Annotated in this window: 9 protein-coding genes; 7 read left to right on the top strand and 2 right to left on the bottom strand. The window is 65.7% G+C overall.

Annotated elements, in window-relative coordinates; all coding sequences use genetic code 11:
- From A5740_RS09955 to A5740_RS09935, 5 genes are all read left to right on the top strand, one after another.
- A partial coding sequence (locus A5740_RS09955; protein WP_371454742.1) for an acyl-CoA dehydrogenase family protein occupies positions 1 to 940 on the top strand: 940 nt, incomplete at its 5' end.
- Positions 937 to 1,908 (top strand): SDR family NAD(P)-dependent oxidoreductase, encoded by a 972-nt coding sequence (locus A5740_RS09950; RefSeq protein WP_076193588.1) that lies wholly within the window; start codon positions 937 to 939, stop codon positions 1,906 to 1,908. The genes A5740_RS09955 and A5740_RS09950, both read left to right, overlap by 4 nt.
- 79 nt (positions 1,909 to 1,987) lie before the next feature.
- Positions 1,988 to 3,319 (top strand): TetR/AcrR family transcriptional regulator, encoded by a 1,332-nt coding sequence (locus A5740_RS09945; protein ID WP_083654016.1) that lies wholly within the window; start codon positions 1,988 to 1,990, stop codon positions 3,317 to 3,319.
- A gap of 125 nt (positions 3,320 to 3,444) precedes the next feature.
- On the top strand, positions 3,445 to 4,725 hold the full coding sequence (locus A5740_RS09940; protein WP_076193586.1) for an amidohydrolase family protein: 1,281 nt from the start codon (positions 3,445 to 3,447) through the stop codon (positions 4,723 to 4,725).
- A 194-nt stretch (positions 4,726 to 4,919) separates the two neighbouring features.
- Positions 4,920 to 6,239, top strand: a complete 1,320-nt coding sequence (locus A5740_RS09935; protein WP_076193584.1) for a TetR/AcrR family transcriptional regulator — start codon at positions 4,920 to 4,922, stop codon at positions 6,237 to 6,239.
- A gap of 21 nt (positions 6,240 to 6,260) precedes the next feature.
- Here A5740_RS09935 and A5740_RS09930 read toward each other — a convergent pair whose 3' ends face one another.
- Together A5740_RS09930 and A5740_RS09925 are read right to left on the bottom strand one after the other, a co-directional pair.
- Complete coding sequence (locus tag A5740_RS09930) at positions 6,261 to 7,334, bottom strand: dihydrodipicolinate reductase (RefSeq protein WP_076193582.1); 1,074 nt, start codon at positions 7,332 to 7,334, stop codon at positions 6,261 to 6,263.
- Positions 7,331 to 8,323 (bottom strand): LLM class flavin-dependent oxidoreductase, encoded by a 993-nt coding sequence (locus tag A5740_RS09925; protein ID WP_076193600.1) that lies wholly within the window; start codon positions 8,321 to 8,323, stop codon positions 7,331 to 7,333. Before A5740_RS09925 ends, A5740_RS09930 begins: the two co-directional genes overlap by 4 nt.
- A gap of 532 nt (positions 8,324 to 8,855) precedes the next feature.
- Between A5740_RS09925 and A5740_RS09920 the strand changes: the two genes are divergently transcribed.
- Positions 8,856 to 9,674 (top strand): ABC transporter permease, encoded by an 819-nt coding sequence (locus A5740_RS09920; RefSeq protein WP_254849130.1) that lies wholly within the window; start codon positions 8,856 to 8,858, stop codon positions 9,672 to 9,674.
- Between the two features lie 5 nt (positions 9,675 to 9,679).
- Positions 9,680 to 10,537, top strand: a complete 858-nt coding sequence (locus A5740_RS09915; protein ID WP_076193580.1) for an ABC transporter permease — start codon at positions 9,680 to 9,682, stop codon at positions 10,535 to 10,537.
- Positions 10,538 to 10,539: the final 2 nt, after the last annotated feature.

Below are 10,539 nucleotides of genomic sequence, written 5' to 3'. Positions count from 1 at the left end.
GTCGTACACCTGGCTGATCTCGCCGTACAGCCGCATGCCGTCGTCGGGAGTCCCGGACACGCCGGGCTCGGTGGCCGGTCCCGGCGCGGCGACCGCCGCCACCACGGAGCCCCCGGCAACACCGGCGAGCAGGTCGCCGGCCCGCGATCCGTGCGCACCGAACCGGGCCAGTGCCCGCGGCGCCAGCACCGCGCTGGACAGCCACGGGCCGGGATGCAACGCAGCGCCCATCTCCTCGGCCACCGAGCCCGGCGTGTCCGGGACTCCCGACGACGGCATGCGGCTGTACGGCGAGATCAGCCAGGTGTACGACGCCGGCGCCGCCGATGTCCTGCTGGTGGCCGCCGGTGACACCCTGCACGCTGTTCCCACCGCTTCACCCTTGGTCGACATCACGGCAAATCCAGGAATCGACCAGAGCCGCAAAGCGTTCCGGGTTGTCTTCGACGGCGCACCCGCCGAGGTGCTGGCCCATGCCGACCGGCGCGCCGCCGAGGCCCTCGTCGACGACATGATCGTCGCCTGGGCGGCCGATGCGGTCGGCGCGGCGCGTCAGGTCCTGCAGCTGACCGTCGACCATGCCAAGGTGCGCCGTCAGTTCGGCGCTCCGATTGGCAGTTTCCAGGCGGTGGCCCACCTGTGCGTCGACATGTATGAGACGGTGGAACTGGCGCGCAGCGGGGTGCTGTACGCGCTGTGGGCGGCCGACTCCGCCGACCACCGGGATCGGCATCTGGCCGCGCTGCGCGTGAAGGGCTTTGCCGGCCGGCTCGCCGCGGTGGGCGATCTGGCCATCCAGGTTTTCGGCGGGATCGGTTTCACCTGGGAGCACGACGCCCAGCTCTACCTCAAGCGGCTGCTGAGCTTCAGTAGGTTCCTGGGCAGCCCCGGCCACTACCTCGAACAGATCGGACAGCAATTGACAAGGAGTGCATCATGATCGATTTCACCGGACAAGTGGCCGTGGTGACCGGCGCCGGGCGCGGGCTCGGCCGGCTCTATGCCCTCGACCTGGCCCGCCGGGGTGCCTCGGTCATCGTCAACGATGTGGGCGGCAGCATGGGCGGCGACGGTCACGACACCTCGGTCGCCGACCGGGTGGTCGACGAGATCTGTGCCGCCGGGGGCCACGCGGTGGCCTCCCACGATTCGGTCGCCAGTGCCGAGGGCGGACAGGCCATTGTTGACGCGGCCGTGCAGAACTTCGGCCGGCTCGACGTGGTGGTGAGCAACGCGGGGATTTTCAACAGCATTCCGTTCGAACAGATTTCCGCACAGGACTGGCGGCAGATGCTGCGCGTGCATCTCGACGGCGGGTTCTATCTGAGCCAGCCCGCGTACAAGGTGATGATGAAGCAGTCCTACGGCCGGTTCGTCTTCATCTCGTCGTCGGCGGGCAACTTCGGCCAGCCCATGGAAGCGCACTACGCGGCGGCCAAGACCGGACTCGTCGGGCTTTCCAACGTCATCGCCATCGAAGGGGCGGCACACGGCATCGCCTCCAACACCGTTCTCCCGACCGGCTTTTCCCGGATGGTCAGCGAGACCGTCGGTGACGAGAAGTTCCTCACCGAATCCGGATTCATGCGGGCCATCCAACCCGATCTCGTCGTGCCGCTGGTCACCTTCCTGGCAAGCCGAAACTGCACATTCACCCACCGCAACTACTCCGCATGCGCAGGCCGCTACGCGCGGGTCTTCGTCGGCCTCGGTGACGGTTGGCTGGCCGAGGACGGAACCCAGCCCAGCGCAGAGGACATCGAAAGCCATCTGGACGACGTGTCACGCACCGATGCCTTCACCGTGCCGGACTCGATCGTCGACGAAGTGCTACAGGTGTGTGAGCGCAGAGGGATCAGCGCCATGCCCGACAACGCCGACGTCGCATTTCCTGCGCCCAGGAGTTGACCATCCAGATTTTCCGTGGGCGGTAGGCTCAGTTCCACGTGTTGGTCCCGGAGAATGCTGACGAGGAGGAGCGCCCGAGATGGCTGGTGCCGATGCCGCGGGTCGGGGCTCCAAACGCGGCCGCCCCGCCGCGAAGCGTCCGGCCAAGCTGGCCGCCGTCACCGATCCGACGCCGAGTGAGCTGAGCCGGCGGAGCGAGATCCTCAGGACCGCGAACACGGTCATCGCCACGACCGGCCTGCGAAGCTCGCTGCAACAGATCGCCGACGCCGCAGGCATTCTCGCGGGCAGTCTGTATCACCACTTCGAGTCCAAAGAAGCCATCCTCGTCGAGCTGATCAGGCTGTATCACGCCGATCTGGACCGGATCGGCGAGGAGGCGTTGCGCCGCCTCGACAACCCTGACCCGGTCCCGGTGGCCGACCAGATCACCACCCTGGGGTGTGCGATCGCCCGCTGCGGAGTCGAGCACCGTGCCGCGCTGCAGATGTCCTTCTACGAGGGCCCGAGCAACGACCCCGAACTCATGGAGCTGACCGGCCGCCAGCCCACGAAGATCCAGGAAGCGATGGTGCAGGCGCTGCGGGCGGGGCGGTGGAGTGGTGAGATCCGCTCCGATGTCGACCTGCCCACCCTGGCCGACCGGCTGTGCCAGAGCATGCTGCACGTGGGTCTCGACGTGATCCGGCACAACGCCAAAGCCGACGACCTGGCCGCCCTGAAATGCCGGATCGCGCTCGAAGGTCTGGCCACCGAGGCCACGTCCGACACCGACCTCGATCGCTCGAAGGCCTTTGCTGCCGCGGAGTCCATCATCGCAACGTGGGACGACGACGAAGACGACACCGACCTCAAAGCCGCCCATCTGCGGGCGGTGGCCCGCACGGAGTTCGGCCGTCGCGGCTATGAGATGACCACCATCCGCGATATCGCTTCCGCAGCGGGGCTCGGAACCGGGACGGTCTACCGGATCATCGGTTCCAAGGATGAGCTGTTGATGTCGATCATGCTGGAATTCGGGCGCAAGGTCGGCGGTGCCTGGGCCGAGATCGTCCGAACCGACTCCACCGCGGTGGAAAAGCTCGACGCGTTGAGCTGGCTGAACATCAACGCCCTGGACCAGTTCCCCGACGAGTTCCGGATCCAGTTGGCCTGGCTGCGCCAGTCACCGCCGGACTCGGCCAACCCGGCCTGGTCGTTCACCACCCGGATACGCCAGATGAAATCCCTGCTGTCCGAGGGTATCCGGGCCGGCGACATCCACATCGACAAGGGGTCGGACATGCTGGCCCGCTGCATCATCGGCGAGCAGTGGATTCCCGAGAACATCCTGGCCGAGATCGGCACCCGCAACGCACTGATCCTGGCTCGCGACACCGTGCTGCGGGGCGTCGCCGTCCGGGGTGCCTGACCCGGGCCCACTCCACCGCGGCCCCAATCCGCGCCGAAGGGTTCCGGACTACGAAAATCTAACAACCAAAGTTCGGCGTCGCAACGGGTTGACCAAATATCTGTTCCACTCTATCGTCGCGCAGCATGGATATGAACGACTTCGTGCTCGTCTCGGTCGACGACCATCTCGTCGAACCGCCGGACATGTTCGATGGGCACATTCCCGACAAGTACAAAGACGACGTGCCGAAGCTGATTCAACGCGAGGACGGTACGGACGCCTGGGTATTCGAAGGCCAGGAGGCCACCAATGTCGGCCTGAATGCCGTCGCGGGTCGCCCGCCCGACGAATACGGCGCCGAACCGACCAAGCTGAGTGAAATCCGCGAAGGCTGCTACGACATCCACGAGCGGATACGCGACATGAACGCCAATGGTGTTGCCGCAGCGCTGAATTTCCCCTCCTATCCGCAGTTCTGTGGCCAGTACTTCGCCCGCGCACAGGACAAGGACCTGGGCCTGGCCGTGCTGCGCGCCTACAACGACTGGCACATCGACGAGTGGTGTGGTGCCTATCCCGGACGAATGATCCCGCAGGCACTGCCACCCATCTGGGACCCGCAGTTGATGGCCGACGAGGTACGGCGCGTGGCCAAGAAGGGTTGCCACGCCGTCACATTCTCGGAGAACCCGACCAAACTCGACTACCCGTCGCTACACGATCCGCACTGGGATCCGTTCTGGCAGGCGTGCAGTGACGAGAACACGATCGTGAACCTGCACATCGGGTCCTCGTCGAGCGTAGTCATCACCTCCGTGGACGCACCGGTCGACACCATGATGACGCTGCAACCGATGAGCATCGTGCAGGCTGCTGCCGACCTGATCTGGTCCCCCACCCTGCGCAGGTTCCCCGATCTGACCTTCGCACTGTCCGAGGGCGGAATCGGCTGGGTGCCCTACTTTCTCGAGCGCATCGACCGGGTGTACAAGATGCACCGCGCGTGGACCCACCAGGATTTCGGCGGCAAGCTGCCCAGCGAGGTGTTCCTCGACCGCATCGCCCTGTGCTTCATCGATGACGAATTCGGTGTCGAGAGCCGGCACAAACTCAACCTCGACATGGTCACCTGGGAGTGCGACTACCCGCACTCGGATTCCACCTGGCCGTTGGCACCGGAATCGTTGGACCTCTACCTGGACGGAGTGTCCGACGTCGAGATCGACAAGATCACCCATCAAAACGCCATGCGGTTGTATTCCTTCGACATGTTCTCCCATATTCCGAAAGAACAACTCACGGTTGGCGCATTACGGGCCCAGTCCAAAGATGTCGATCTCGGATTCCGGTCGTCGCAACGTCTCAAGAAGACGGGCACGGGCACCGTGACGGTACTGGACCTGGCCAAGGGGTTGCCTGCCTGAGTCACCACTGGACCACGTTGCCACCGGCCGGTTCCGCTGTTCTCCGCGGAGCCGGCCGGCCGGCGTCGGTCCACCGGGACCTCCGGCTCCACGCGGCCAGGAGCGCGAGGGTGCCGCTCTGGTAGCCTTAACCAAACATTGGGTCTGATCACCCATGACGCACGACGGGAGCCGGCAATCATCGTGGAGACGCAGTGGGCCGTCCCCAGGTAAAGCCTGGGGAGCGCAAGACGCTCAAGCGCGCCCCAGGTCGAGCAGGCGGGGCCGGCACCGCCACCGAGGAACGCACCCGCCGTACCGAAATCCTGCACACTGCTGCGACTTTGATCGCCACGTCGGGTTTGCGGACCTCGCTGCAGGAGATCGCTGATGCCGCCGGCATCCTGCCCGGCAGTCTCTACCACCATTTCGACTCCAAAGAAGCGATCCTGGTGGAACTGCTCACGCGTTACCACGACGATCTGGACCGGATCGCCGAGCGGGCACAGCAGCGGTTGGACGGCCCCGAACCGATGTCACCATTCGACCGCATCGCCCAGTTCGGCTCGGAGATCGCCCGGTGTGCCGTGACACACCGGGCTGCGCTGCAGATGTCGTTCTACGAGAGCCCGAGCTCCAACCCCGATCTCGTCGCGCTGGCCCAGCGTCGTCCCACCGCGATGCTCGAAGCCATGCAGCAGACCCTGCGGGCGGCCCGGTGGGGAGGTTATCTACGTTCCGACGTCGACCTGGCGGTCCTGGCCTACCGGATCTGCCAGTCCATGCTGCAGGTGGGCCTCGACGTGATGCGGAACAACGCCGCAGCGGAGAAGGTCGCCACCCTGCTGTGCCGGATCCTGTTGGAAGGCCTGTCCACTGGGCGGCCCACCGATGCCGAGCTCGACCGGTCCGCCCCGTTTCGTGCCGCCGATGCCGTGGTACAGGGCTGGGTGGCCGAAGCCAAGTCCCGAACCGACGACAAGACCACCCACATCCGGGCGGTGGCGCGCGCCGAGTTCGGGCGCCGTGGCTATGAGAGCACCACGGTCCGGGACATCGCCTCGGCGGCGGGTATGGGCACCGGCACCGTGTACCGGCTCATCGGATCCAAGGACGAATTGCTAGCGGCGATCATGCAGTCCTTCGGTGAGAAGATCGCTGCGGGTTGGACGGAAGTGCTCAGCGCCGCGGGCACGGCGACCGAGAAGCTGGACGGGTTGAGCTGGATCCACACCAACGCGCTGGACCAGTTCGGTGACGAGTTCCGGATTCAGCTGGCATGGATGCGTCAGTCACCACCCGACACCCCCAACCCGGGGTGGGGGTTCACCCAGAGCGTCAAGCAGGTCAAAGCGCTCCTCGCCCGTGGGATCAAGACCGGTGAGATCAGAGCCGGCACTCCGGCCAACGAAATCCTGGCCCGCTCGGTGATCGGCGTGGGGTGGGTGCCGGAGAACACCCTGCGGGAGTTGGGTACTCGTGCAGCGCAGATCCACGTCCGGGACACCAGTCTGCGCGGCGTGGTCGCCGCGTAGTCCACCCGGTACGGCCGGATATCAGCCGAACACGTGCCGCGGCAACGTATTCGGGATGTCGAGCGAGCTCAACAAGCCGGCCGGAGCCGCGACGACATAGGGTATCGCATTGACCACCCGCATCGCGGTCGCGGCCATCGCCGCGCGCCCCGCGGCATGGCCCTCGGCAGCGCCCAGCGTCATCGCGCAGTGGACATCAGGGTCACCTTCGATGTCCACCCGATAGGTGGCGTCGAATTCCGACGCGGGCCAATCGGGTGCGACGTCCCGGGACATCCGGATGATGTGCTCGACGACGATGGCCTCGCGCCCGTCCACCACGCCCGCGGCACGGGTCGAGACGGCACCGACGGTGCCCGCGGCGATGGTGCCGAACGCCACCTCGATATCGCGGTCGGTGATCCCGCGGTCGAGCGTCCCGGTGATCTCGGACACCTCGGCACCCAGCGCATCGGCGATCAGATGAATCGGCGCCTTCCAGGCCATCTCGATGAAACCGGGGGTCTTGAGCATCGGCTCGAAATCCAGTGGACGACCAAACCCCATGCCGTCCATCATCACGTCGGCCACCGGGTAGTGGTCGTTGAGGGAAATCTCGGTCACTGTGAGACGGTCGATCTGCTTCGACTGGGTGGCCAGCAGCAGCGCCAGCTGATCGGAACCGAATCCCGGGAAGACTCCCGACGCGTACAGCGAGCAGTCGCCAGACTTGGCCGCAGCCTCCAACTGGTCGCGCCATTCCGCGGAATAGTAGGCCGGCGGATAGACCAGGCCGGTCGAAGTCGTTGACACCACATTGATTCCGGCGTTCAACAGCCGCAGGTAATCGGGAACGGCCCCGGCATCACGGTCGGACCCGCTGGCCGCGTAGACCACACAATCCGGACGCAACGCGATGAGGGCGTCGGCGTCAGCGGTGGCGCGCACGCCGAGCGGCCCACGCCCGGCCAGCACCCCGGCATCCTGCCCCACCTTCTCTGCGGAATGCACCCAGACGCCGACCAGTTCGAGATCGGGCCGCCCGGCGATCGCGTCGATCGCGATCGACCCGACTCCGCCCGTCGCCCAGACGACAATGCGTAATGGTCGTGTCACTGCTGACTCCCTCCGGGAATATCCGCCGCTGCCCGATCGGCGGCGGTGGCCGCATGCTGGAGGTACGGCCATGCCACCTCGGGCGGCAGCCCGCCGCACAGCGGCAGCAGCGGCAGCGGCCGACCGCCACGGAGGTAGCCGACTGCCTCATCGATCGTCAGGATCCGATAGGGGCCGTCGGCGTGACGCAACCCCGCCACGGTGTCGGCACGCGAAATGCTGGCCACCGCGTTGTCACCGTGCCGGTAGGAGGCAGCGGTGACGGCATCGTGAAGAAGGAAGGGGCCCAACTCATCCCATGCCCGATCCACGTCGGCGGCCACGAACACCGCGGTCGGGGTGTCCGGCGCGGGAAACTGCACCATACCGGGCTCATGACCGTTGGCCCGGCACTCGGCGTCGTAGAACTCCTTGAGCCCGGGGGCGGCGGTCTGGGAGATGAAGCCGAGGCCATGACGTGCCGCGCGGCGGGCCGCGGCGCGCGAGCCGCCCGCCACGAGCAGAAACGGTCCGGAAAGACTGACGCATCGGGGTGTCACCGTGATCCGCCTACCGTCACGCTCGACGGTCTCCCCCGCGAGCAGTCGTAGCAGTAGGGCCAGCTTCTCATCGGCCGTCTTGCCACGCGTGCTCATGTCCACGCCGAAGTGTTCGTACTCCTCGGCGCGATGCCCGATGCCGAACGCATAGCTCACCCGACCCGCACTGATGATGTCGAGCGCGCAGATCTCCTCGGCCAGCCGAACCGGATCCCAGAACGGAATCGGCACCGCGGCAAGCAGAATCGGCAGCCTGCTGGTTCGGGCGGCGATTGCCGCGGCAAGAATGTGCGGTGCCGCCAGGTGCCCGTCGGCGGTGCCGTGGTGCTCGGACAGCACTGCCAGCACCGCACCGCGGGTCTCGGCCCAGGCACACATGTCCATAGCAGCACCGTAGAGATCGGCCGTCGGCGTATCCGGTGCACGCATGTCGAATCGCAGTGTCAACATCTCGGCCACCGCAACGATGGGGAGCCCACGCCGTCCGACCCTAACCTAAGTTTTGTTCCCCGTCGACGGCGAATATGAGATTGGTTCATGCACCTCTGCCGAGCCCCACCCAAAGCGTTGGCCGCCACTCTCACAGGCTGGACACAAGAAGAGTGCTGCACCCGGACAGGCGGCGTCCGAACCGGTCCAGTCGGTCGCTGTCAGCGATGTTCGAGTCCTCGTCGCCACGGATCAGAATCTCCTCTTGACGTTGTCACCCTGAGCTATTAACGCCCTCGTCGGATGTGCATATTCACTTGATGGATGGTCGCTGATTTCGTTGACCATGTGTCAGTGGGGCGCTAGGCTCCCCGTTCGAACCAAACATTCGGTCCTCTTGCCCACGTGAGAGTCCACTGCGGCGACGCACCTGCATGTGGGCGGGGATTGAGCTGCACGAACGCGGCATCGCGATCGTCGATTTTGGATTGGGGGGGTGGGTCTGCTGGTAGTTTCATCGGAGGACTTTCGGAGCCTCGGTGCGCGGCCAGCCCTGGCGGAGGTGGGCAGGGCCGCCCTGTCTTATGTGCGCGGGCATCCGCTGCGGTCATTGGAAACAGTCGGTGGTCAGACGGCCCTTGGTGTGCGCACGGTGCAGTACCTCTTTGTCGATGTCTTCACCGGAAGGTTCTCGTTCGCAGAGTTCGTCAAGCAGGCGGCATTCATGGCCGGTACGGCTGTGGTTCCCACGATCCTGGTGACCATTCCGGTCGGGGTGACACTGTCGATTCAGTTCGCCGTGCTTGCGGGTCAGGTTGGGGCGGAGTCGTTGTCGGGCGCAGCCAACGGTTTGGTGGTCATTCGTCAGGGTGCGCCCCTGGTGGCAGCCATCCTGCTCGCCGCTGCCGTGGGGTCGGCGGTCAGCTCGGATCTGGGCTCCCGCAAGATGCGCGAGGAGATCGACGCCATGGAGGTCATGGGCGTCTCGGTGATCCATCGGCTGGTCGTGCCTCGGTTCGCGGCCCTGATCGTCGTCGGCATCGGTCTCACGGGTCTGGCCACCTGCGCCGGGTTCTTCGTCGGATACCTGTTCAACGTATTCATGCAGAACGGAACACCTGGTTCGTTCGTCGCGACCTTCGCATCGTTCGCCACCGTGGACGATCTGGTGCTCGCGTTGGCCAAGGCGGTCGCGTTCGGGGCGATCGTCGCCGTTGTGGCGTGTCACAAGGGTCTGGATACGCGGGGTGGTCCCGCCGGCGTCGCCAACTCGGTGAATGCCGCGGTTGTCGAGTCGATCCTGCTTCTGATGATCGTCAATGTCGCCATGAGCCAGGCTTACCTCCTGCTCTTCCCGAGAGCGAGCCTCTGACCGCGATGGCTGTCGCTGTATACCGGCCCCTTGCTTTCCGCCCCGTTCTGCGCGCGGCGCAGGGCATCTGGCTGCCGCTGGCCAGGGCGGGCCACACACTGGACTTCTTCGGCCGGGTCATCGTCGCGATCCCGGTGATGTTCACCCGCTACCGCCGCGAGTTCCTCCGCAACCTCGCCGATATTTCCTGGGGCAACGGATCACTCGTCGTGGGTGGCGGCACGATGGGCGTCGCCGTCGTCCTGGGTATCACGGCCGGCGCGTTGCTGGCCGTCGAAGGCTACAACGCGTTGAACCTGCTCGGATTGGGCCCGGCCACCGGACTGCTGTCGTCGTGGGGGTCCACCCGCGAACTGGTGCCGGTCATGATCGGCATCGCGTTCACCACCCAGGCGGGTTGCCGATTCACTGCCCAGCTGGGCGCCATGCGCATCTCGGAAGAGATCGATGCCATGGATGCACTTGCGGTGAAGCCGATTCCCTATCTGGTGACAACCCGGGTCATGGCCTCGGTGGTGGCGGCTGTGCCACTGTTCCTGGTGTGCCTGGCCTCGGCATATCTGTCGGCTCAAGTGGTCGTCGGCGTCATCGCCCACACTTCGCCAGGTACCTACGAGCACTACTTCTCTCTTTTCAGCAGTGGCCGCGACGTCGTATACGCGACGATCAAAGGTGCGGTCTTCGTGTTCATCGCGGCGCAAATCCAGTGCTATTACGGCTATTTCGCAACGGGCGGTCCCGAAGGGGTGGGGCGGGCCGCAGGTCACGCGATGCGCGCGACCATCACGGTGATGATCATCTTGAACGCATTGCTGACCATGGGTATGTGGGGAGTCGATGCCGGCGCGAGATTCGGCGGTTGACC

Source organism: Mycobacterium sp. GA-1841, from assembly GCF_001954135.1.
GTDB lineage: Bacteria > Actinomycetota > Actinomycetes > Mycobacteriales > Mycobacteriaceae > Mycobacterium.
This window is presented reverse-complemented; position numbering and strand designations above follow the sequence as displayed.